The organism is Collinsella sp. CLA-ER-H8 (assembly GCF_040092335.1).
In the GTDB taxonomy this organism is placed as follows: domain Bacteria; phylum Actinomycetota; class Coriobacteriia; order Coriobacteriales; family Coriobacteriaceae; genus Collinsella.
Genome location: NZ_JBBNLU010000015.1, coordinates 1 through 22,944, shown reverse-complemented (window position 1 = coordinate 22,944; position 22,944 = coordinate 1). Strand labels below are relative to the sequence as shown.

Sequence of the window (22,944 nt, the reverse complement as noted above, 5' to 3'; positions counted from 1 at the left end):
AATATGGTATCAGCTGCAGAAATTATAGAGGAGGAGTCTGCCCATGCCGGGTAAAAGCCTAGAGAACATGCACGTAGCGGTCTTGGCGGGCGGTCATTCCGCCGAGCGCGAGATCTCGCTCAATTCGGGAAAGAACGTTGTGGTGGCACTGAAGGAAGCCGGCTACACCTCGGTGGAGCTGCTCGACACGGCCGCTGATGATTTTATGGTAACCATGGCGACCGGCGGCTTTGACGTGGCGTTTATCGCCATGCACGGTGCCGGCGGCGAGGATGGCGCCATGCAGGGTGCCATGGAGACCCTGGGTATCCCCTACACGGCCTCGGGCGTGCTTGCCAGCGCCTGCGGTGCCGACAAGGAAGTCTCTAAGCTCCTGTACGCCAAGGCGGGCATTCCCATTGCCCCCGGCCTTGCGCTCGAGGTGGGCGATGAAGTCGATATCGATCATATCGTCGAGGTCTGTGGCGAGCGCTGCTTTGTGAAGCCGGCCGTCAACGGTTCCAGCTATGGCATTTCCCTGGTCCATGAGCCCTCCGAGCTGCCCGCGGCAATCGCCAAGGCGTTTGAGTACGGCGACAAAGTGCTGGTCGAGAAGTGCATCGAGGGTACCGAGATCACCGTCGGCGTATACGGCGAAGATGACGTGCGCGCTCTGCCGATTGTCGAGATTCGTAAGCCCGAGGACTGCGAGTTCTACGATCTGGACGTGAAGTATGTCGACCCTACGGACATCCATCGCATTCCGGCGCAGATTTCACCCGAGAATTATGCTCGCGCTCAGGAGCTTGCCTGCGCCGCTCACAAGGCCCTCGGTTGCCTGGGTATCTCGCGCAGCGATTTTATCGTGAGCGAGGACGGCCCCGTTATCCTCGAGACCAATACCATTCCCGGCATGACCGATACGTCGCTGTATCCGGATGAGATCCGCCACACCGACGACATGACGTTCCCGCAGGTCTGTGACAGCCTGATCCGTATGGGCCTTCGTCGAGCGGGCATTGCATGCTAATCGAGGACGCGGTTTCGTCAGGAACGCCGCAGTTTGTCACCGACTCCTATGCCACGCTTGCCGAACGCGCCAAAACGCAGTCCTTTGGTCTTATCGAGGAAGATGTGATTGTCCTCGATACCGAGACCACAGGTCTTTCGGTGCAGGACAATGAGCTGATCGAGATCTCGGCGGCCCGTCTTTCGGGCCGCGAGGTCGTCGACCGCTTCGATACCTTCGTGCATCCCAAACAGCTGATTCCCGCCGAGATTACCGAGCTCACGAGCATTACAAATGCCGATGTGGCAGATGCCCCGTCGGCCGTTGAGGCCGTAGCCGCTCTCGCCGATTTTGTCGGTGGTTGCCCGGTAATCGCACATAACGCCACGTTCGACCGCTCATTTATCGAGTCGGTCAAAGGCGGCGTCAACGTGAGCGATATCTGGATCGATTCGCTGGCGCTGTCGCGCATCGCGCTTCCGCGCCTGGCCTCGCACAAGTTGTCTTTTATGGCCGATCTGTTTGGCTGTGACTCGGTATCACACCGTGCCAATGCCGACGTCGACGCCCTGTGCGGCGTATGGCGCGTGTTGCTCGTGGCGCTCACCGACTTGCCCCAGGGCCTCATGGCGCGCCTAGCCGACATGCATCCGGACGTGCCTTGGTCCTATCGTCCTATCTTCTCGTTCTTGGCAGGGCAGAACCCTGGTTCTATCTTCTCTCTCAGCGCCGCTCGTGCTGACGTTCTCAAGGCCGATCGCGCCGACGATCGGGTGGACGCCGACGAACTACCGGTCCTCAAGATGCCGAGTCGTGAGGAGATTGAGGCAGACTATGCGCCGGGTGGCCTGGTCAATCGCATGTATCCCACTTACGAGCCGCGTGATGAGCAGATCGCGATGGCGCTCGAGGTCCGCGATGCGCTGGTCACGGGCACTCATCGTGTAATTGAGGCGGGCACAGGCGTCGGCAAATCGATGGCCTATCTGGTGCCTTTTGCCGAGGCAGCACGCCGTAACAACATCACGGTTGGTATTGCGACCAAATCGAACAATCTTGCCGACCAGCTCATGTACCATGAGCTGCCAAAACTTGCCGAGCAACTGGAAGGTGGTCTGTCATTTTGCGCTCTCAAGGGGTATGACCACTATCCGTGCCTGCGCAAACTTGAGCGCATGAGCCGCGGCCAGGTCGAGATTACCACCAAGCGCGATCCGGCGGACACGCTCACGGCGGTCGCGGTCATTATGGCGTACGTTTGCCAATCAGCCGATGGCGACCTCGACTCACTTGGCATTCGGTGGCGCAGCGTCAACCGCCCCGACTTTACGACGGCCTCGCGCGAGTGTGCTCGTCGCCTCTGCCCGTTTTTCCCTGATAAATGTTTGGTCCACGGCGCTCGCCGTCGTGCGGCGCATGCCGATGTGGTGGTCACCAACCATTCCCTGCTGTTCCGCAATGTTGCGGCCGAGGGCAGGATTTTGCCTCCGATTCGTCATTGGGTAATCGACGAGGCCCATTCTATCGAGCGCGAGGCGCGCCGTCAGTGGGCGCGCGTGGTATCGGCGGACGAATCACGCGTTCTGTTTGAGCGCCTGGGTGGCTCGAGCACCGGCGCGCTAAGCCAGGTTTCCCGTGATTTGGCAACCTCCGAGGGCTCTACGCTCTATCTGGGCCTTACTGCCAAGGCGACGTCGACGGTTGCGCGCGCGAGCATGGCAATCGCCGACGTGTTCGATGGCGTTCGCGAGCTCGGCCGCCGTGCCCGTGGGGGTTATGACAATGCCAATCTATGGATTGGCCCCGAGCTGCGCGAATCTGACGACTGGCATGATTTCTTACCGTCGGCCTACACTGCCATCGACGCATTGGAACAAGCTGACAAGAGCGTCGACGCGCTGGTGCAAGCCGTCGCCGCCGACAAGCCCGAGGTTGTTGTCGACCTGGGTGATATCTCGCGCCGCCTACACGAGCTGGCCGAGAACCTCAAACTCATCATTGATGGCACCGATGAACACTACGTGTATTCGCTGCAGGTCAATCGCAGGTTGCGCGCCGGCGGAGAGTCAATGACCGCAGAGCGCATCGACATTGGCGAGGCCTTGGCAACCGAGTGGCTGCCCGAGGTTCACACGGCTATCTTTGCCTCGGCGACCATGACGGTGTCCAAAAGCTTTGAACACTTTAACCACGCAGTCGGCCTCGATCGCATCGGTGCTTCAGCATCCTCATCGTTGCACTTGGACTCGAGCTACGACTTCGATTCGAACATGGCTGTAGTCGTTGCGGGCGATATTCCCGATCCGCGGGATCGTGAGGGCTATCTTACGGCGCTCGAGCGCGTGCTGGTCGACGCCCATCTTGCCATGGGCGGATCGGTGCTCACGCTGTTCACTAATCGGCGCGACATGGAAGACCTGTACGCCCGCGTTGAGCCCAAAATGGCCCGTGCGGGTCTGGAGCTCAACTGCCAGCAGCGCAACTCATCTCCTCGTCGCCTGCGCGACCGGTTTATCAACGAGCCGACCTCGTCGCTTTTTGCTCTTAAGGCCTTCTGGGAGGGATTCGACGCCAGCGGCGAGACGCTGCGCTGCGTCATCATTCCCAAGCTGCCGTTCTCGAGTCCCACGGACCCGCTCTCGTGCGAGCGCAACCTGCGCGAAGACCGCGCTTGGGCGCGCTATTCGCTGCCCGAGGCGGTGCTCGAGGTCAAGCAGGCGGCCGGCCGCCTTATCCGCTCGTCGACCGATTGCGGCGTGCTGATTCTGGCCGACCCGCGCCTGGTGACGAAGGGCTACGGAAAGAAGTTCTTAACGTCGCTGCCCACGAGCTCCTACCAGCGCATCGAATCGGCGCAGATCGGGCACTATCTGCAACTGTGGCGCGCACGCCACGAGCGGCGTCGCTAAAGCGGACAGACGAGGGTTTTTGCCATATCGCACAGACGCTTTGACAGGGCGGGGTCATCCAAGATGCGGATGGCTCCGCCCGCTGCGATTATCTGGCTCAGTAGCCAACGCTCGGAGCCGTAATGCACGGTTACCGTTGCCGTGTCTGCCCCGCTGCGCTCGATTAGGGTGATGCCGGCCCAGTCCAGATGCTCCGCCATATCGAATGGCATCAGGAGCTTTGCGCTACGCTGCGTCCGGGCAAGGGAATCGTGGAGGGATGCGACATCCGGTGCGTGAGGCACGACGGAGTCTTCCGTCAAGGCGAGTCCCTCGATTTTATCCATGCGATAGGTGCGCTGCTCATCGACCGCGATGTCCCAGGCAATCAGGTATGTTTGGTCGCCGTTTGCCGTAATGCGCAAGGGGTCGACCAGACGCTCGCGTGGCCGTGCATCGTCCATCGAGCGATACGAGATGCGGCAGCGAACGCCGTCCTGAATGGCGCAGCTCAGCTGCTGCCAGTGCGACCCGTGGTTGACGGTGTCAAAGACGCGCTGGTTATAGCCGAACTCTTCGGGTAGAAGGGCATGTCGAATCCGAGCTGCCGTCTGCGGCTCGATCCCCAACGATTCAAGTTCATGGTTGAGCACAGCGCCCTCGGCGGCACTCAGGCGCAACGGTAGCACACGCCCGGCGTCACCGGTGAGGACCACACGCTCGCCGCGGCATTCGCAGATGATGCGCGCGCCCGATTCTCGGTCCGCGAGCGTCGAGACGATCTCGAGAATCTCGTCGAGCGATACCCCCGTGATGTCAAAGCGACTGCAAATCTCGGTTCGTGTCATGCCGCTCTCGCCGGCGGCGTAGAGGGCTTCCATGATGTCGATGGCGCGCGAGAGCCTCTGCTCGCTGGTGAGTTTACGCACGGGCATGCTCGTGCACCGTCCTTTCGATGAGGTGGTTCCACGCCTGCTTGAGCGATTTGGGGGCCATGGGCCTCATGCCGTCCATGGCGTGGGCCATGCAAAATGAGGCGGCGGCTTCAAGATCGCGCACGTCAACGGTCCAGGCCCATCCTGCATCGGTGTGTGCGAGCTCACCTCGCCCGCGCGTGAGGCCGTTGATCATATCGATCTGTGTCTGAGGGGCGAACGAGAACGTGGCTGCAACGGGCGGCCGGTCGGCAAAATCGAATTCAAAGAACAGATAGTCGTTGAGATTGAAGTCCGCAGGGATGGCGTAGGCCTTCGAAGGACGCCAAGCGCGAACGATACGGTCGCAGCGGAATGTCCTGATGTCGTCGGTGGCATTGTCGAGGCCGCAGAAGTACGCCACGCCCTCGCGCTCGAACATGCCGTAGACGCGGACGGTACGCTCTTTCTGCTCGCCGCGTCCGTTCTGATATAAAAATCGCAGCGCACAACGCTCGGCAAAGGCGCTCCAAACCGCATCGACGGTGGGAGAGCGGCTGATCGGCGCCTCGTCTACCGTCGTCCTGCCGGTGAGATAGGCAATCTTGGAGCGAATATCGGCAAGCGGTGCGGCAAAAGTGGATGAGCCGGCCGCTAGCGTCTGGTCGATGGCGTTGAGCAGGATATCGGCGTCGTCTGCGGTGATGAGGCCGCCTGCAGCAAACGTGTGCTCGCGGTCGATTGTCCACGAGCTTTCCTCGGTCTCCTGCGCGCCGGTGGGGCGAACCTCCTTGATTAAGATGCCGCGTTCGAGCAGTTTGTCACGATCGCGTCGAAACTTGCGCTTATCCGAGTCGATATTGCCCGAGCCATATCCCAGGTCGGAATCCAAGACGATCTGCTCGGTCGTCAGCGGTTCGGGGGAGCTGTTGAGCACAAAGAAAAGATTGAGGATGCGCTGAGCCGTTTTATCGAAACTGGGCTCCGAATTCCCCTTTTTAATTGTCTCGGTCGTGTCGCTTGCCGTCATAGGGTCCTCGCATGAGAAGGTGGTTTGCTGCCATGATTTTAGTCCGATATGGAGATTAGGCTATATCCTTGTCCGCTCGGGGCGTTAAGATGGCCCGAATTCGGTCGTTTGCGCTCGCTCGGGGTATACTTTCGACTATATACGGTTCTAATGTGCATGCATTGGGCCTATTTGTCGGATTATGGATGTGGAGCGCACATGGCGAACACCCAGAACTATATTAACCACCTGCTGCAGAACACCGGCATTACGCCGGCGTGCAGCGAAGAAGAGCGCTTGGCTGCCGAGGATATCGCTCAGATCTTCCGCAACCACGGCTTTGATCCCGAGGTTCAGGAGTTCAATGCCCCGGCGCCCAGTAGGTTGGCATTTGCCGTTACCGGTATTCTTGCGTTTGCCGGTGCCCTGCTGATGGGCATCGGCGGCGGTATCGGCTTGGTCGGCACCTTGCTGGCCATTGTCGGCGCCGTTCTTTACGTGCTCGAGCGCACAGGGCACCCCGTGGTTTCGCGCCTGGGCAAGACGGGCGTGAGCCAAAATGTCATCGCCTATCACAAGGCCTCGGGCCCGCTCGCGTCCCCGCGTAACCGCCCGGTGGTCGTTGTCGCACACTACGACTCTCCCCGTGCTGAGCTGCTCGCCCGCGAGCCCTATGCTTCGTATCGTGCGCTCATCGCCAAGCTGCTGCCTGTTGCCACGGTTGCCCCTGCTGCCGTTGCCATCCTGCGTATCCTGCCGCTCCCCGGCGCGCTCAAGGTTCTGCTGTGGATTGTCGCGATCCTCGCTTCCCTCGTTGCACTTGCCAACGCGGCAAACATCATCTCTAACCGCCACATTCTTCCCTATACGTCCGGCGCGGTGTGCAACAAGTCTTCTGTCGCCGCTATGCTCGGCGTTATGGACAACGTTGCTCCCTTCCAGGGCGAAAACGAGTTTCCCGACGATGTTCCGTTCGATACCTATTTTGGGGAGCAGAAGCGTCGTGCCGAGGAAATGGCGCGTGCAGCGGCGGAGTATGCCGCGGCCCAGCAGCAAAACGACTACGGCAACACCATCGAGTACGAAGAGCCTACCTACGCCGAGGACGAGTTCGGTCAGCCGATTGCTCCCGACACTCAGACCGAGCCCGAACAGGGTGAGGCTTTCGACGAGCAGATCGAGGGCTTTGAGGGTGCATCTGCCGACGAGACGCTGATCGGCGCTATCGTGCCCGAGGATCAGAATCAGGCTGTCCAGGCCGAAGAGTTCAATGACGAGGTTCCCGCTGCCGAGTCGGCGGAGGAACCTGCCGCGGTCGAGCCCGAGCCCAAGCTCTATCGCAACGCCGCCGGCAACATCCGCTTTGGTTCGGATGCCATCCGTGCGCTCGGAATGCTTCCCGAGTCCTGCACGCTCGATTACGAGGAGGGCGAGGAGCCGACGTTTGAGCCCGAGCCTGCGCCCGTTGTCACTGTGGATGATGAGTCTGCCGCGGTTACCGCTGCCGTTGCCGAGCCCGAGGCGGTGTCCGCGATCGATCCCGCGGCAGGACTGGACATTTTGGCTCCCGCCGCGCCGGCGCAAGACGTTGCGGACGAGTCTGACGACGATTACGTTGAACAGCCGAGGCGCGTGTCTTACGAGAGCGATACTGATTTCTCGGCCGAGATTCCCGCGGCAACGCCCCATGCCGACATTGCATCCGCGTTCTCGTCGATTGGCGCCAGCGCTTCCAACTTCTTTAAGGGTGCGCTTGCAAAGGGCAAGAAATTTGTCGACGATTTCGAGGAGAAGCGCGCTGCCGCACGCGAGGCTGCCGAGCAGGAGGCTATCGCTCAGCAGCAGGCAGCCGAGGCGGCACGTGAGCACGCGGCGCAAGAGTTCGAGCAGAACGAGGCTATGCAGTCCGCGCCCGTCGACGCCGCCGAAGCTACAACGTCCTTTGAGTCCCAGCAACCGGCGTCCACGGATGTTGTTGAGGCGACGACGTCTTTCGAGGCTCAGCAGCACGTCGATAGCACCATGTCGTTTGATGCCGCGCAGTTCGATTCCACGATAACGTTTGAAAAGCAAGGCACCGCGATTGCCGAGCCCCTTCCTGTTTCCGATGAGCAGGGCGACGCGGCAGACGATGACGAGCCTATTGATGCTGCCGAAATTCAGGATGCCGCCGAGGACGAGTCCGTCGAGGCCAACTCTGACGAAGAGCAATACGCGGCAGCCGATCAAGGTGATTCGACCGAGGTCGAGCAGGAGGAAGTGCCTGCGGTTTCCGAGACTCCCGAGACGGATGAGTCGAGGCCTTATTCCACGCAGATTTTCACCATGCCGACCCCGAGTGGGTCCGGTGCCACGGTTGCCAATGTCGCTCCCACCCAGGACGAAACGGTCGATTCCCTTATGGCCCAGATTTCCTCCCAGGCATCGCCGCGTCCGCAGATGAATGTTCCCGATCCGGCGTCGGCACCGTCGCCTGCACCTTCCTCGTCTCCGCTGGCTTCGGTCCCCGATCCGTCGCTGCCGTCTATGAAGCAGGCAAACGTTGCGTCTCGCACGTCGCTGTTCGACCTTCCCGATCCCTCTGCCCAGGTCAACGACCCCTTTGCTACCGCCCAAGGTCCCGAACCCACATCGGCACCCGTTGCGCCTCCTATGCCCGTTGCGTCGGGCGCGCAGCCGATCGAGACCATTTCGGCTCCCGCCCCGGCGGCACCCAAGTCTCGTAAGCGCGGCCTGGGTGGCCTGTTCGGTCGTAAAAAGAAAAACGAGCAGGACAGCATGAGTGACTGGCTGGGCGTCGAAGACGATTACGATGCCAAGAAATCCGGTCGCGGTATCGGTTCGTGGGATAACTTCGAGGACGATAACGATGGCTGGAAGGGCGGCGCTACGTCTTCCGATGGCGCTTCTTCCGAAGATATGCTCTCGGCTGTCGCCTCTATGGGCGATGATGAGCTGCTCGGTCACGATATCTGGTTTGTGGCAACGGGTGCCTCGGATTGTGATGGCGCCGGCATGAAGGCCTTCTTGGCTTCGCATCGCGATAAGCTCCGCGGCGTATTCTTTATCAATCTTGAATCCGTCGGCGCCGGTAGGCTTTCGGTTGTGACGGTCGAGGGCGAACAACAACTGCTCAAGGGCGATCGCCGCATCATGAACCTGGTCAGCAAGGTCTGCAAGTCGTTCCATGTCGATTGTGGCGCGCTCGAGATGCCCTATGCCAAGACCGATGCCTACGCCGCGCTCGAGGCGAGCCGCCGAGCCCTCACCATCGCCGGTGTGGACGGCACACGTCTGGCTTGCGCTCGTACCGAGGACGACCTGCCCCACAATGTCAACCCGACGAACATTGCTACGGTATCCGAGGTCGTGACCGAGGTTATCCGCCGTTCGTAGACGGAGCTCTAAGGAGTCAACGTGTTTTCGTATATTAAGCGCCATTGGCCTGTCTACGTGATTTTGACCTTGATTGCCATTGCGTTAGGATTTGGGGCTGCCTACATCGTGGGTGCAAAGGGCTCGACCCCCGCCTCCGCAATCAGCGAAGAGGTGGAGCAAGAACAGAGCACGGGCGCCGATGGGATTCCTGAGTCCGAGCAAGCAATCGTTGATGGTGGATCTTCGTCTGCAGAGTAGATACGGCGATTTACATGATTGAAAGCGGGCGAGCCAGGGGACTGGCTCGCCCGCTTTTTCATCGCGCTAGCGCTTCTTTGGGATCGACCTAAGGCGAGCGAACCATAGGGCTGCGGCACCCGAGGTCAGGAGCGCGGTGATGCAAGCGGCGATGGGAACTGGTCCTGTTGCCGGTAGGTCCTGCGGTAGGGTACAGCGTTGAATGACACAGTCCTCGTCATGTGACTCAAGTTTATCGCCGCCGCCGTTGCGACAAAGATCGACGCGTGCGCTGTTGGTGAGTGCGGTTTGGGGCGTATAAGCCGATGTTGCCTGCATGTGCACGACTGCGCCCCGAGCGTCTGCACCAAGGATTGCTTTGGCATCGTCAAGGTCGTCGTGCTCATCTTTGAGATCATCGCGGGTCCAAGAATCCGCATCGCTTCGAGTCGTAAAGTCGGCGGCTACCGCACCGTATTCAATTCGAATGGCCGTTACGACGGTATTGGATGCAAGGTCGAGTTCTTTCGCCTCGAGTGTGGTGGATTCCGTGGTCGAGATATCCGCCTTCCAGAGGTGCCAACCGTCGTAATCGACGAGGCGACAGTCCTCACCCAGGCTCTCTTTTACTTCGTCGGACTCAAGCCAAGGATTTTCGTGCCCATCGTCAAGTGTCGCGTTTGCCGGCTCATCGACGTCTGTCGAGTCCAACGGCGTCGTGCGATACCATACGTTGCACAGACCGTTGAGGTCGCCGATGGCGACGGGGGTTTCGATTGAGATGAATCTCGCCGTGCCGTCTTTGGCGCACTCAAGATCATCGGTAATCGTAAACTCATCAACCCAAGTAGCGGAATCGTTTCGAGCATCGATGGTATAGGAGAAAAGCCCATCACTATTGGTTTGCGTCGTGGCGCGGTTTTTACCATCGCCGTTAGCCAACAGGCCTTTTTCGATAGGTTGGACAAGTTCCTGACGCTTGTCGACCTGTCCCTTGATCTCGATGGGCGCATCCTTCATCGCGACGGGTTGGACATCTCCCGTATCCTTTATTTCAAACGTTATCTCCTCGGCAAGGTCATAGGTCCGCGGAGACATCATTTCGCGCAACGAGTAGGTGCCGGGTGCAAGATGTTCGACGCGGTGCGGCTTGTCGGATGAGGTCCAGGAGTCTATTTCGGTTTTATCGGGACCATATAAGGTGAGTTGTGCGCCTTCCACTTCTTGCTCACCGCTTGCATCGACCTTGGAGATATCAACCTTGGTGTAATCGTCGGATACGTTAAGCCGTGCTTCTACAACGGGTGTTTTCTGGTCGGCATAAGTAAGGGCAACAATATGGGTTGTCTGATCGAGCAAGAAGCCTGCCGGCGCTTGAGTCTCGACAACCTCGTAGCGTGCGGTGCCAGATCCCAGTGGGAGGTTGTCCGCGCGTGCTTCTCCAGTTTCATCCGTCGTGACGGTCGTGACAGTCTCACCGTCGAGCGCGGCAATGCTACCGTCGGGGCGCACGATATCACCCGAGGCGCGGATCTCAAAGACGGCGCCCGCGAGGCTGCTGCCGTCTATGGCATCGGTTTTAACGATCCTGATGTTTCCGGTCGCGGCGTGGTCATAATACGAGGCGACTGCAACGGGCGTTAGGTTCATGTCGGCGGGTATGTTTACCTCGATCTCTTCGCCGACAAGATAGGGCTCTTTGGCCGAGGTTTCGCGTACATAATAGGTGCCCGGCACGAGCGATTCGGGCAGTGTGACGGTCCCGGTCGCGTCAGTCGTAAAGGTGTCCAATACGTTATGTGCTGGATACCAGCAAGTTTGTGAGACAGGTTCGTGATTGCTGTCTAGGAGTTGGAAGGTGAATCCGGCTAGTGGAACAGAAGCGCCTGTTTGGGCATCGCGTTTTACAATCTGGAGATGCGTCGACAGCGCGTGGTTGTCCACGATATATTGAAGCTCGGCGCCGTTGGAAATCTGATTGGCCCCGACGGTCCATTCCCCTGCACGTTTAAAACCCTCGGGGACGGTTTCCGGAACCTCGCGAATCGTGTAGCCGGCACGGTCGTATGGGACAGCTCCGTGGACACCGGCGGGTCGCTTGCCTGTGCCGAACCATGCTTCGGGCTGATCTTTGGTGGAGGCAAAGCCATAGATGTTTGTGGTCAGTGTGCCAACAACCTGCTGAGAACTGTTGCTGACAACCTCAAAGACAACACCACCCGCCGGTTGCTCCAGGCCGGATTGGTCGCTATTGCCGTAATCCTTGAATTTGGAAATCTCAAGGTCAAACGCAATGGGGATATCGGAAATGCGAGATTCGATCTCGACCACGCCTGAATCGCCGAGCTGGTCGGCTCCAACGGTATAGGTCCAGCTGTCGTTGGATGGCAGGTAGCCCTCGGGGGCTTTTGATTCGTAGATGGTAAAGGTTCCTAAGGGGACATCGGCGAGGGTGGCCTGACCGCTTTCGTCGGTCGTGAGGATTTGCGCCCATCCAGGGGTTGATTGTGACACACACGTGAACTCTGCTCCTGCGAGTGAAGATCCCGCCTGGGGGCCGGCATTCGTCGCGGCATCGAGTTTTACGATATGCAGGTTGATGATGCCGGGCTGTTCATCAATGGCGACCTGTCCACCGTCATTCCCCGTGGTAAAGGCGATGCGATCACGAAGGGGGACATAGCCGGCCGGCGCCTTCGTTTCAACTAGGTAGTATGCAGTGTTGGGCAGAAGAGTTGCTTGCGCCCGACCGTTGCTGTCCATCTGGATGGTGCCGACACGCGCGCCGCTGGCGCTCTCAAAAATATCGAATGTTGCCCCGTCAAACTGATAAGTATTGTTTCCGCTGGTAATGGCAGCGTTTGCAGACTGCTTTTGGAAGGAAACAGAGACCGCCGGCAGTACATAGAGCATGTCCTGACGTTTGCTGCCGCCCGATACGGCTCCTAGATAGCGTCGCGCGCGGTGCGGAGCGGCTTTGATGTTTCCTGATTTTGCGCTGTCGTGGAGCCACCGCGCCGCCGCCACGACTTCATTGTCAGCGGTAAAGTGCCCACTCTTGGTTTTGCCCTGAGCGGTCGTGTAAGAGTAAGTACCGTCGACATGGGTAGTGCCGTTGAGCATCCATACGGCAAGCTGGGTTGCGGCGCGGGCGCGATCGGGCGAAAGATGGTAACCGCCAAACGACGTGGCGGTAGGATATCCGTGACAAACGATTGCCGCGAACTCGTCGTCGAGCCACACCCAGCCTTGATCAAAGTTGAGCCATGGGCCGCCCGGCTTGGTGGGGCCGGGGCGCTCCTGGTTCATGCAGTAGGCAATCGAGGCGTCTTGAGCTTCATACTTGCCGATGAAGAAGGGCCCACAATCATCGCTAATAGTGCGGAAGCCGAGCTGACCGTAGCCATCGACGGCAAATGCGGCTCCCGGTGTCAGGCAGCCGAAAAGCAGGAAGAGGAGCAGGAGCAGCGGACCTGTTGCGATTGCGCTGTGGACAGAGTGCGTGGGTGCGTTGGACATGGCTGCTCCTTATCCCTCGTGCGCCGCATGGGGAGGTTGCGACGCGTAGGATGAGGCTACCCCCGAGGTTCATGCGGGTAAGTACCGGAGCCTGACCAAAAGCTTGCCCAATTCCTGACAAATTGAGCTCAAATACAACAATCAAGCAAAAGCGCAGGTAGAAGATAAGGAGAACAGGAGGTTAAAGGTCCCCATCTCCACAATTGACGCGATTTTCAAACGAATCTCCACAGCTAAAACAAGCATCGCCACTCTTGTATCGAACAAGACAACCGCGTTATACTATCCCCCACATATGCGGGCATCGCCAAGTGGTAAGGCATCAGCTTCCCAAGCTGACACTCGCGGGTTCGAGTCCCGTTGCCCGCTCCATTCGAATTTCAGGCACGGTAACGTTTCGTTACCGTGCCTTTTTCAATAAAGTGCCGGGACTCGAACCCGACAGGGTGCGAGCGTTAAATAAACGCGAAGCGTTTATAGCGAGCAGGCAAGGTCGCCGATAGGCGACCGCAGCCGGTGCGGATTTGCGAAGCAAATACGCGGACGTCCCCATGCCCGCTCCAATTCCAAAATGTTAGGTTAATGCCTGCTGCCCATACTTGTACCTGCGCACGGTACAATGGTTGGGTTACGACCAACGTGCCAATAACCAAAAAGGAGCCGCTATGATCGATCGCTATACCCGCCCGGAGATGGGACACATCTTCTCCCTCGAGAACAAGTACGCCATTTGGCAGGAAATCGAGGTTCTGGCCTGCGAGGCCCAGGCGGAGCTCGGCAAGATCGGTATTTCCAAAGACGAGGCCCAGTGGATCCGCGACCATGCCAACTTTGAGAAGGCGAAGGTCGATGAGATCGAGGAAGTCACGCGCCACGACGTCATTGCCTTCCTGACCAACATGAAGGAATACATCGATGCCGATGTTCCCGAGGGCGACCCCAAGCCCAGCCGCTGGGTTCACTATGGCATGACCAGCTCGGATCTGGGCGACACGGCCCTGTGCTACCAGCTCACCCAGGCCTGCGACCTGATCATCGAGGACGTCAAGAAGCTCGGCGAGATTTGCAAGCGTCGCGCCTTTGAGGAGCGCAACACGCTCTGTGCCGGCCGCACTCATGGCATCCACGCCGAGCCGATGACCTTCGGCATGAAGTTTGGCTCTTGGGCCTGGGAGCTCAAGCGCGATCTGGATCGTCTTGAGGACGCCCGCAAGAATGTTGCCTTCGGTGCTATCTCGGGCGCTGTCGGCACGTACAGCTCCATCGAGCCGTTCGTCGAGGAGTACGTCTGCGAGCACCTGGGCCTGGTCCACGATCCTCTGTCCACGCAGGTCATCAGCCGCGATCACCATGCCTACCTTGCCGGCGTGCTTGCCACTACAGCGGCCACCTGTGAGCGCATCGCTACCGAGGTTCGCAATCTACAGAAGACTGATACGCTCGAGGCCGAGGAGCCGTTCCGTAAGGGCCAAAAGGGCAGCTCAGCCATGCCGCACAAGCGCAACCCCATCACCATGGAGAAAGTCTGCGGTCTGTCGCGCGTCGTGAAGTCCAACGCCCAGGTTGCCTTCGATAACGTCGCCCTGTGGCACGAGCGTGACATTTCGCACTCCTCTGCCGAGCGCGTCGCCCAGGCCGATAGCTTCATCGCCCTCGACCACATGTTCCAGTGCCTCATCCGCGTTATCGACGGCCTGCAGCTGTATCCCGCCCGCATGATGGCCAACCTCAATAAGACCCGCGGCCTCATCTTCTCTTCCAAGGTACTGCTCGCCCTCGTCGACACGGGCATCACCCGCGAGGACGCGTACGCCATTGTGCAGGAGAACGCTATGGCAACCTGGCACGAGGTACAGGATTGTGTCTCCGGCCCCACCTTTAAGGAGCGTCTCGAGGCCGACCCGCGCTGCACCGTCAGTCAGGAGAAGCTCGACGAGATCTTTGATCCGTGGGACTTCCTCACCCGTATCGACACGGTCTTTGATCGTCTGGAGCAGCTGAGCTTCGAGTAGGTTCGGGCATAACGTTAGCTTTTTAGGGCGCTTTGCTGGTAATGTGTGTTGCCGGCAAAGCGCCTCGTTGCATTTAGGGAAAGACGGGGATAATAGTCGTCTCGAATAACATTCTGAGAGGGGATCGCATGATTTCGTTTGATTACAAGCCTCAGGGCGTGTGTGCTCGCAATATTCACCTTGATCTTTCCGATGACGGCAACAAGGTGATGGGCGTTGAGTTTACCGGCGGCTGCGACGGCAATCTCAAGGCTATCTCCAAGCTGGTCGAGGGCGCTCCTGCCGATCGCGTAATCGAGGTTCTCGCCGGTAATACCTGCGGTATGAAAAAGACCTCCTGCGCCGACCAGCTTACACGCGCTATCGAGGCCGCTCGCACCGAGATCGCCTAATGGGTATCGCCGATCACATCAAGAACGGAATATCGCGTCGCGGCTTTGTACTCGGTGGGGCTGCCGCGGGCGCTGCCACGGTGCTTGCCGGATGCTCGAAAAAAACGGGCACCAGCGATGATGCCGCCGGCGAGCCGCAGGTTATCAAGGATGATTCCAAAATCATCTCGATTACGGATGAGTACGAGGCAGTCGACATCGATCTTGAGCCGGCGGCGTCATGGACGCTGCCTCTGGGTACGCTGCTGTACTACTGCGACGGCGATTACGCCGCGGCGATGATGGCGCCCGCATCGGCACTGCACGCCAACACACTCGGTGTGCTCAACCTGGGCGATGGCTCGCTTACCACATTAATCGAGGATCCTATCGAGGGCACGGGATATGCATTCTACGATGTCCGTGCCGGCGACAGCGTATTCGCGTGGGTTGAGATGAACTTTGCCAATTCATCGTGGAAGCTCTACGGTCAAAATCTGTCGGGCGCTTCGCTCTCTGGCGACGTGGTTGAGCTCGATCGAGGTGGCAAGGACTATGATCCGCCGCTGTTTACGGCGTTCGGGTCATCAGTCATCTGGTATAAAATGCCCTCGGCAGGTGGCAATAAAACGAGTAGCGATTCGTTTTGCTATCGTCGCTCGCTTGATGAATCCAAGGCCGAGGTAATTTGGAAATCGACGGGCCGCTTTGCATCGGCCCCGCGCGCGAGCGACGGCATTTTGACCATCTCGCCGCGTGTCCGCAACGACGAGGGCGTCTACTACGGCATAACGGCAATCGATCTGACCGACGGCAACAACCCCAAACGTGCCCAGCTAGTCCTTCCCTCGTCAGTCTCGCCTTTCGAGGCCGTATATATGGGCGATACCTTCGTGTTTTCTATCGAGGCGGCCTATAGCGGCGTGGGCAGCCTGGGCAATATGGGCACGTATATCGGTAATGAGGGAGGGCCGTACCTCTTTCTGTCACGCGAGCCGCTCGCATGTGCGGCTGGCAAGAAGAATAAATACCTTGTTAAGGTACAGGCGTCGCATTTCCTGATCGACACCTCTGCCAAGACCTATGGCTCGCTGCTGTCGCCCGACCGCGCTTTGGAGTATGGCGATTATCCAGCTACGGCGGGAAAATCGGACTCATTCCTTACGTACGCCACGGTGCGCAACAGCCAGGGTATACCAGAGACGGTCACTGCACGCCTATTCTCTCTTTAAGCTTAGAGGGGTTAAAAAGGCGCCAACAGGGGAATAAACGCGTTGTAATTGTGAGTACCGCCCGCCGAGCTGCCGCGTCATAGCGGCATCCGGCGGGCTCAGGTGCGTTAAAATGGGCTTGTTCTTAGCTAATTGAGACAGGGGGGGCCGTGTTATGGCTTCAGATGCAAAAAAGATTCTGCTGGTCGAGGATGAGAAGGCAATCCGTGACGCCGTCGCTGCCTATCTCGAGCGCGAAGGCTACTGGGTTGTGGGCGTCGGCGACGGCCAGTCCGCGATCGAGGAGTTCGAGAAGCATCAGTTCGACCTGGTCGTGCTCGACCTTATGCTCCCCAAGATTCCCGGCGAGCGCGTTTGCCGCACCATTCGCGATACCTCGGATGTCCCCATCATCATGCTGACGGCTAAGGGCGAGATCGAGGACCGTATTATCGGTCTTGAGCTCGGCGCCGACGACTATCTGATTAAGCCGTTCTCGCCGCGCGAGCTCGTCGCCCGCGTTCGCGCTCTGTTCCGCCGTGCCCATCAGGCCGACGAGCCCGCCGTCGAGGTACTCGACTTCGGCGATCTGGTCATCGATATCTCGGGCCACAAGATCTTGGTCGAGGGCAAGGAAGTCGATCTGACGGCTTCCGAGTTTAAGCTGCTCACCACGCTTGCCCGCCATCCCGGCCGTGTGTATAACCGCATGGAGCTGGTCGAGAAAGTGCTCGGGTATGACTTTGAGGGCTATGAGCGCACCATCGATAGCCACGTGAAGAATCTTCGCGCCAAGCTGGGCGATGATCCCAAGAAGCCCAAGTGGCTCTACACCGTCCATGGTGTCGGCTATCGCTTCGAGGCTCCGGCCAAGACCGATAAGTCGGACGAGAAATAGGGAAATCACATATGACACCTGCGCGCTTTGAAATCGGACAAAAGCACAAGCAGGAGAGCGAGGCGGGTTCCAAGGCTAGTTGGAACCCGCCTCGTTCCGATTCACGGCCAACGATGAGCTATCCCTCGCGCATGGCACTTGCTTTTGCTCTGACATCGCTCATGACGGTATTGGTGCTGGTGGGCGTTGTCTCTGTTGTGTGGGGCACGGTCTTTTCGGATTACACACGCTCCAATATCGTCGAAATCGCAAATTCCGCTGCCGAGAAGTTGGCGACCTCATATGAGGAAAACGGCTCTTGGACCGCGGGAGAACTGCGCACGGTCGCAACGTCGAGTTTGGTTTCCGACGATCTGGGCATGCAGGTCGTCAATAAAAAGGGTGTGATCGTTTATGACGATTCCTGGCCCTCGGCAAGCGCCACCGCCGATGTACGCGAAAACCAGGCTACGACCGACGACACGAGCGGCAAGAGGGCATCGCATAGCCCGGTCTCGTCTGCTCCAACCGACTCCGATAGCGTTGCTAACGTCGAGATTGTAACGTCTTCCGGCGAGCATGTCGGACAGGTAAAGCTGTGGGCCATCGGCTCCGACGCTCTGCTCACCAAGGCGGACTCTGCGTTTAGGGAGAAGACCTTTAACGCCATGGCCCTCGCCGCGGTTGTTGCAATCTGCATTTCGGTCGTTATCGGATCGCTCGTGTCGCGCATGCTCACCAAGCCGATTCATCGCATCACCAGTACCGCAAAGCAAATCCGTGACGGCGACCTGTCGGCTCGCACGGGACTGCGCGGTGATGACGAGATCGATCAGCTGGGTGAGACCTTCGATGAGATGGCCACTTCGCTCGAGAAGGATATGAAACACGAGAAGCGCCTGACCTCAGACGTTGCACACGAGCTTCGCACGCCGCTTATGGCCATGCTCGCAACGGTCGAGGCCATGCAGGATGGCGTGTATCCCACCGACGATGAGCATTTGGAAACCGTTGCTTCCGAGACGCGTCGCCTGGCTCGTCTGGTGCAGCAGATGCTCGACCTGTCGCGCATGGAAAACAGCACGGCTCCGCTCAACCTTGAGCCGGTGGACATGGTTCCTTTCGTGCGTTCCATCGTTAATGCCCAGGAGCGCCTGTTTGTCGACCGCGATCTGCGCCTGCGTTTTGCGGACGAGACCCAGGGTCACGACGATGTCGTCGAGGCCGATCCCGACATGATCACGCAATGTGTTATCAACCTCATGAGCAACGCCATGCGCTACACCCCCGAGGGCGGTTGGGTCGTGGTGTCGGTGCTCAGTGACCGCAAGCACGTCAGCATTGCCGTTTCTGATACCGGCATCGGTATTGCCAAGGACGATTTGTCGCGCATCTTCGGGCGGTTTTGGCGCGCCGATGCCAGCCGCGCCCGCGAAGCTGGCGGCCTGGGCGTTGGCCTCGCCGTGACCAAGCAGATCGTCGAGCGTCACCATGGCTACATATCCGTGGAGTCGGAGCTTGGAAAGGGTACGACTTTTACAATTCATCTGCCCCGCGAGCACACGGCAGACGCGGCATCTACTACAATGGAGCACTAGCTTTTCGCTATTCGGTGAAGGAGGGGCCGCGTCCCTGCCGCTCCGAGTTTGCGAAAACATGCGGGAAAGAACCCGCATTTCTGTCGTATTTAGGTAAGGAGTGACTCACGTGACAACGATGGAGCGTCGTCCGGATTCCCGTGGCAAGGTTCGTGATATTTACGATGCCGGTGAAAACCTGCTGATGGTCGCCACCGACCGCATTTCTGCGTTCGACTTCATTCTTCCCGACGAGATTCCGTTTAAGGGAGAGGTACTCAACCGCATCTCGGCATTCTGGTTCGATAAGTTTGCCGACATCGTCCCCAACCATCTCGTTTCCATCGACCCGGCGGATTTCCCCGAGGAGTTTGCTGAGTATCGTGACTACCTCGCTGGCCGCGCCATGCTGGTTAAGAAGGCCCAGACGATTCCTATCGAGTGCATCGTCCGCGGCTATCTGACCGGTTCGGGCAAGAAGACCTACGACGAGAACGGCACCGTCTGCGGCATCCAGCTGCCTGAGGGCCTGACCGAGGCTTCCAAGCTTCCTGAGCCGCTGTTCACGCCGTCCACGAAGGCCGAGATCGGTGACCACGACGAGAACATCTCGTTCGAGCGTTGCTGCGAGATCGTGGGCGAGGACATCGCCACGCAGATTCGTGACCTTTCCCTCAAGATCTACAAGGCTGCCGCCGAGTACGCCGCGACCCGTGGCATCATCATTGCCGACACCAAGTTCGAGTTTGGTGTTATTGATGGCAAGGTCACGCTGATCGACGAGTGTCTCACGCCCGACTCCAGCCGTTTCTGGCCTGCTGCCAGCTACGAGGAGGGCAAGATCCAGCCTAGCTACGACAAGCAATTCGTCCGCAATTGGCTCAAGGCCAACTGGGATATGACGGGGGAGACCCCGCACCTGCCCGCCGAGGTCATCGATGGCACGTCCGAGCGCTATCGCGAGGCCTTCCAGATCATCACGGGCTCCCAGTTCACAAGCATGAAGGAGAACGCATAAGTGAGTACCCGTAGCGCCACGAACAAGCGCACGCAATCCCATGAAGTTACCGGGGTTGCGCGCAAGTCTGCCGCATCTGCTAAGCCCGCCCGCCAAGCAGCGAGCTCCGTTCGCGTCGTGCCGGCTTCGTCTAAGGCACGCCGCAAAGAGCTCGAGAAGGGCGAGAACCTCGAGGGCCTCTCTAAAGAGGAGAAGCGCGCCCGCAAGGCTAAGCAGCGCGCCAAGGAGGACCGCATCTATACGGTGTCGAATATCCTCCTCAAGCAGGACGAGGACTACACCAAGCGCCGTCGCATCTGGTGGATTGTGCTCGCCATTGGCATGGTGCTCGTCGTGGCAATTTGGGCCTCGCTGTACTTCGCTCCCGCTGGCATGGTGTCCAGCCCTGTCCAGATGGTCGGCATTGTTTTGTCCTACGTCATCATTTTGGGCGACTTTATCTATGACTTCGCTCGTATTCGTCCCTTGCGCAACATGTACCGCGCGCAGGCCGAGGGCATGTCCGAGAACAAGCTCAACGCTCTTATTGAGCGCGCGGCTGCCGAGGAGGACAAGAAGGACTCCAAGAAGAAGTAGCGTTTGCATACATACTTATCGCTAAGATATAAGGCGCGTCGTTTTTGCGGCGCGCCTTTTTACTGTTCTATAGATAGATGGAGTGGCACATGATTCGAGCTGCCCTGACGGTCGAAGAGGCTCTGGAGGGCATGAAGGCCCTGGAGCCCAAGATTAAAAACTACGCGCGCCTGGTCGTCCGCAAGGGCGTAAACGTCAAGCCCGGCCAGGAGGTCGTCGTTCAGTCTCCGGTCGAGTGCGCGCCGTTTGCGCGCGTGGTGGTCGCGGAGGCCTATGCTGCCGGCGCCGGCCACGTGACGGTTATTTGGGCCGATGATGCCGTGACGAGGCTCACGTACGAGCATGTCGAGAAAAGCTATTTTGAGCAGACGCCCGAGTGGAAGCGCATGCAGCTGGATTCCTTGGCCCAGGATGGTGCCTGCTTTGTCTTTATCGAGGGTGCGGATCCTGCGGCCCTCAAGGGCATCGATCCAGCCAAGCCGGCCGCGGCATCCAAGGCGAGGAATACGCAGTGCAAAGTTTTCCGCCGTGGACTGGATTACAACATCAATCCGTGGTGCATCGCCGGCGCTCCGGTCGTGGCATGGGCGCACGAGGTGTTCCCGGGAGACGCCGATGAGGTTGCAATCTATAAGCTGTGGAATGCGATTCTGCACACCGCGCGCGCCGATGGCCAGGACCCGGAGAGCGACTGGGAACTCCATGACGCCGCATTCGAAAAGAACCTGCGCTTCCTGAACGACAATCGTTTCGACTACCTGCATTACACCGCGGCAAATGGAACCGATCTGACGATTGGCATGACGAAGGGTCACGAGTGGGCCGGCGGCAAGGGCAAAACGCCCGATGGGCACCCCTTCTTCCCCAACATTCCCACCGAGGAAGTCTTCACTTCGCCAGATCGCATGCGCGCCGACGGTATCGTGTACTCTGCCATGCCGCTCATCCACCACGGCAATAAGGTCGACGATTTTTGGATTAAGTTTGAGGGAGGCCGCGTGGTGGACTACGACGCCCGCGTGGGCAAGGCAACGCTCGCAAGTATCATCGATACTGACGAGGGCGCTGCTCACCTGGGAGAGGTCGCGCTCATTTCCAAGAACACGCCGATCCGCGAAAGTGGTGTTCTGTTCTACGATACGCTCTATGACGAGAACGCTAGCTGCCATCTCGCGCTAGGTGTCGGTTTCCCCGAATGCATCGAGGGTGGGTATGACATGTCCAAGGAGGAGCTCCTGGAGCATGGCGTTAACGTCTCGAGCACGCACGTCGATTTTATGATCGGCACGGACGACATCGATATTACGGGCATTACGCCTGATGGACGTGAAGTTGTGATTTTCCAGAACGGCCAATGGAGTTGGGAATAGTCCCAGACCGTGGTACAATGCCACCCGCGGGCCGTTAGCTCAGCTGGCAGAGCAGGGGACTTTTAATCCCAAGGTCCAGGGTTCGAACCCCTGACGGCCCACCATAGAAAAGAAAGCGATCGACTCCGGTTGGTCGCTTTTTTGTTGCCGCGACATGGGTTCAAACCCGTCGGGGCGCGGAGCTGAGTAAACGCGTGAGCGTTTGCCAGCGCAGCGCGCAAGGCGAGAAAGCGCCGCAGCGGCCGCCTGCGAAGCAGGCTGAACCCCTGACGGCCCACCCAAAGATTGCCGAGACGGTCAACTTCGGTTGGCCGTCTTTTTTGTCGCCCTTTCATGGGTTCGAACCCGTATCTGTCTATATATAAGAACGCTTGGCGAACAAAACCTGCCTTTTACCGATGGGAAACAAATGGCTGATGCCTTTGGAGTAAAGTAGCGCTCCAGAGATGACCGATGTCTCAATACTCATAAAACAGCTGGTCATCGCCAATATCAGAAGCCAATGCTTCAGTTTTAACCTCAGTGATGCGACTGAGGGACCTATTCATTTGTGAACAAAATATGGAGTGCGCGATTCCCGCCCACGGGGCCCCTCCGGTCTGGCAATATATCTCCTTGCCGCGCGGCCCGGTGGAACCGGATCAGCCGCGGGGCGTGCACCTTGAGAACCGGATACTGCGAGGATGGACACTTACTTCAGTGTCGCATCCGGGCAGACATCGAACCATTTGAAATGGTCTAACTTGGATTTGTTTTTCGCAAGGCCGCCGAGAGGCGGCCCCGAGAAATTCCTTTTCCTATACTAAAACCATATGAATCGAACGGAACCGATCAGCGAATGACTGAGAGGACCGGACGGGCTCGAAGCCCAAATATTTTGGACGGAGAGTTCGATCCTGGCTCAGGATGAACGCTGGCGGCGCGCCTAACACATGCAAGTCGAACGGCACCTATCTTCGGATAGAAGCGAGTGGCGAACGGCTGAGTAACACGTGGAGA

General features: G+C 58.8%; 15 protein-coding genes, 2 tRNA genes and 1 rRNA gene. 15 read left to right on the top strand and 3 right to left on the bottom strand.

Annotation, left to right across the window (positions count from 1 at the left end):
- The first annotated feature begins 43 nt into the window (after positions 1-43).
- Together AAAX72_RS08500 and AAAX72_RS08495 are read left to right on the top strand one after the other, a co-directional pair.
- On the top strand, positions 44-1,009 hold the full coding sequence (locus AAAX72_RS08500) for a D-alanine--D-alanine ligase (protein WP_035136496.1): 966 nt from the start codon (positions 44-46) through the stop codon (positions 1,007-1,009).
- Positions 1,003-3,897 (top strand): helicase C-terminal domain-containing protein, encoded by a 2,895-nt coding sequence (locus tag AAAX72_RS08495; protein ID WP_349129983.1) that lies wholly within the window; start codon positions 1,003-1,005, stop codon positions 3,895-3,897. Before AAAX72_RS08500 ends, AAAX72_RS08495 begins: the two co-directional genes overlap by 7 nt.
- Here AAAX72_RS08495 and AAAX72_RS08490 read toward each other — a convergent pair.
- A complete protein-coding gene (locus AAAX72_RS08490) occupies positions 3,894-4,811 on the bottom strand; it encodes a WYL domain-containing protein (protein WP_349129981.1) in 918 nt (305 codons plus the stop codon). The genes AAAX72_RS08495 and AAAX72_RS08490 overlap by 4 nt on opposite strands.
- Positions 4,798-5,820: a WYL domain-containing protein gene (locus AAAX72_RS08485; protein ID WP_349129980.1), complete on the bottom strand. Its 1,023-nt coding sequence runs from the start codon at positions 5,818-5,820 to the stop codon at positions 4,798-4,800. The genes AAAX72_RS08490 and AAAX72_RS08485 overlap by 14 nt, the downstream gene beginning before the upstream one ends.
- Positions 5,821-6,018: 198 nt before the next feature.
- On the opposite strand from AAAX72_RS08485, the gene AAAX72_RS08480 reads away from it, so the two are divergent.
- Together AAAX72_RS08480 and AAAX72_RS08475 are read left to right on the top strand one after the other, a co-directional pair.
- The gene (locus AAAX72_RS08480; protein WP_349129979.1) at positions 6,019-9,195 is read left to right on the top strand and encodes a hypothetical protein; all 3,177 of its coding nucleotides are present in this window, start codon (positions 6,019-6,021) and stop codon (positions 9,193-9,195) included.
- Between the two features lie 21 nt (positions 9,196-9,216).
- Positions 9,217-9,435 carry a hypothetical protein gene (locus AAAX72_RS08475; protein WP_022094153.1) on the top strand — a complete coding sequence of 73 codons (219 nt, stop codon included), beginning with the start codon at positions 9,217-9,219 and terminating at the stop codon, positions 9,433-9,435.
- Between the two features lie 66 nt (positions 9,436-9,501).
- Here the strand turns inward: AAAX72_RS08475 and AAAX72_RS08470 are convergent, their stop codons facing one another.
- A complete protein-coding gene (locus AAAX72_RS08470; RefSeq protein WP_349129977.1) occupies positions 9,502-12,933 on the bottom strand; it encodes a SpaA isopeptide-forming pilin-related protein in 3,432 nt (1,143 codons plus the stop codon).
- Positions 12,934-13,230: 297 nt separating this feature from the next.
- On the opposite strand from AAAX72_RS08470, the gene AAAX72_RS08465 reads away from it, so the two are divergent.
- From AAAX72_RS08465 to AAAX72_RS08415, 11 genes are all read left to right on the top strand, one after another.
- A tRNA-Gly gene (locus tag AAAX72_RS08465) sits at positions 13,231-13,305 on the top strand.
- 293 nt (positions 13,306-13,598) lie between these two features.
- Complete coding sequence (gene purB, locus AAAX72_RS08460) at positions 13,599-14,945, top strand: adenylosuccinate lyase (RefSeq protein ID WP_055251306.1); 1,347 nt, start codon at positions 13,599-13,601, stop codon at positions 14,943-14,945.
- Positions 14,946-15,073: 128 nt separating this feature from the next.
- Entirely contained in the window at positions 15,074-15,337 is a 264-nt protein-coding gene (locus tag AAAX72_RS08455) for a TIGR03905 family TSCPD domain-containing protein (protein ID WP_006236206.1), read from the top strand.
- The gene (locus AAAX72_RS08450) at positions 15,337-16,548 is read left to right on the top strand and encodes a hypothetical protein (protein WP_349129976.1); all 1,212 of its coding nucleotides are present in this window, start codon (positions 15,337-15,339) and stop codon (positions 16,546-16,548) included. Before AAAX72_RS08455 ends, AAAX72_RS08450 begins: the two co-directional genes overlap by 1 nt.
- A gap of 154 nt (positions 16,549-16,702) precedes the next feature.
- Positions 16,703-17,425 (top strand): response regulator transcription factor, encoded by a 723-nt coding sequence (locus tag AAAX72_RS08445; protein WP_006236208.1) that lies wholly within the window; start codon positions 16,703-16,705, stop codon positions 17,423-17,425.
- A 131-nt stretch (positions 17,426-17,556) separates the two neighbouring features.
- Entirely contained in the window at positions 17,557-19,002 is a 1,446-nt protein-coding gene (locus AAAX72_RS08440) for an ATP-binding protein (protein WP_006236209.1), read from the top strand.
- Between the two features lie 118 nt (positions 19,003-19,120).
- Positions 19,121-19,999, top strand: coding sequence for a phosphoribosylaminoimidazolesuccinocarboxamide synthase (locus tag AAAX72_RS08435; RefSeq protein ID WP_035136481.1), 879 nt, complete (start codon positions 19,121-19,123; stop codon positions 19,997-19,999).
- Positions 20,000-20,575, top strand: a complete 576-nt coding sequence (locus AAAX72_RS08430; protein ID WP_022093792.1) for a hypothetical protein — start codon at positions 20,000-20,002, stop codon at positions 20,573-20,575.
- A gap of 89 nt (positions 20,576-20,664) precedes the next feature.
- Positions 20,665-21,945 carry an aminopeptidase gene (locus AAAX72_RS08425; protein WP_316366577.1) on the top strand — a complete coding sequence of 427 codons (1,281 nt, stop codon included), beginning with the start codon at positions 20,665-20,667 and terminating at the stop codon, positions 21,943-21,945.
- A gap of 28 nt (positions 21,946-21,973) precedes the next feature.
- Positions 21,974-22,049 (top strand) — tRNA-Lys (locus AAAX72_RS08420).
- A gap of 774 nt (positions 22,050-22,823) precedes the next feature.
- Positions 22,824-22,944: ribosomal RNA gene (locus AAAX72_RS08415) — 16S ribosomal RNA — on the top strand; the annotation flags it as partial.

What these genes read in the sequence shown, in the direction of transcription:
- AAAX72_RS08500 (WP_035136496.1), top strand. Translation starts at nt 44, where the DNA reads ATGCCGGGTAAAAGCCTAGAGAACATGCACGTAGCGGTCTTGGCGGGC.
- AAAX72_RS08495 (WP_349129983.1), top strand. Translation starts at nt 1,003, where the DNA reads ATGCTAATCGAGGACGCGGTTTCGTCAGGAACGCCGCAGTTTGTCACC.
- AAAX72_RS08490 (WP_349129981.1), bottom strand. Translation starts at nt 4,811, where the DNA reads ATGCCCGTGCGTAAACTCACCAGCGAGCAGAGGCTCTCGCGCGCCATC.
- AAAX72_RS08485 (WP_349129980.1), bottom strand. Translation starts at nt 5,820, where the DNA reads ATGACGGCAAGCGACACGACCGAGACAATTAAAAAGGGGAATTCGGAG.
- AAAX72_RS08480 (WP_349129979.1), top strand. Translation starts at nt 6,019, where the DNA reads ATGGCGAACACCCAGAACTATATTAACCACCTGCTGCAGAACACCGGC.
- AAAX72_RS08470 (WP_349129977.1), bottom strand. Translation starts at nt 12,933, where the DNA reads ATGTCCAACGCACCCACGCACTCTGTCCACAGCGCAATCGCAACAGGT.
- purB (WP_055251306.1), top strand. Translation starts at nt 13,599, where the DNA reads ATGATCGATCGCTATACCCGCCCGGAGATGGGACACATCTTCTCCCTC.
- AAAX72_RS08455 (WP_006236206.1), top strand. Translation starts at nt 15,074, where the DNA reads ATGATTTCGTTTGATTACAAGCCTCAGGGCGTGTGTGCTCGCAATATT.
- AAAX72_RS08450 (WP_349129976.1), top strand. Translation starts at nt 15,337, where the DNA reads ATGGGTATCGCCGATCACATCAAGAACGGAATATCGCGTCGCGGCTTT.
- AAAX72_RS08445 (WP_006236208.1), top strand. Translation starts at nt 16,703, where the DNA reads ATGGCTTCAGATGCAAAAAAGATTCTGCTGGTCGAGGATGAGAAGGCA.
- AAAX72_RS08440 (WP_006236209.1), top strand. Translation starts at nt 17,557, where the DNA reads ATGGCACTTGCTTTTGCTCTGACATCGCTCATGACGGTATTGGTGCTG.
- AAAX72_RS08435 (WP_035136481.1), top strand. Translation starts at nt 19,121, where the DNA reads ATGGAGCGTCGTCCGGATTCCCGTGGCAAGGTTCGTGATATTTACGAT.
- AAAX72_RS08425 (WP_316366577.1), top strand. Translation starts at nt 20,665, where the DNA reads ATGATTCGAGCTGCCCTGACGGTCGAAGAGGCTCTGGAGGGCATGAAG.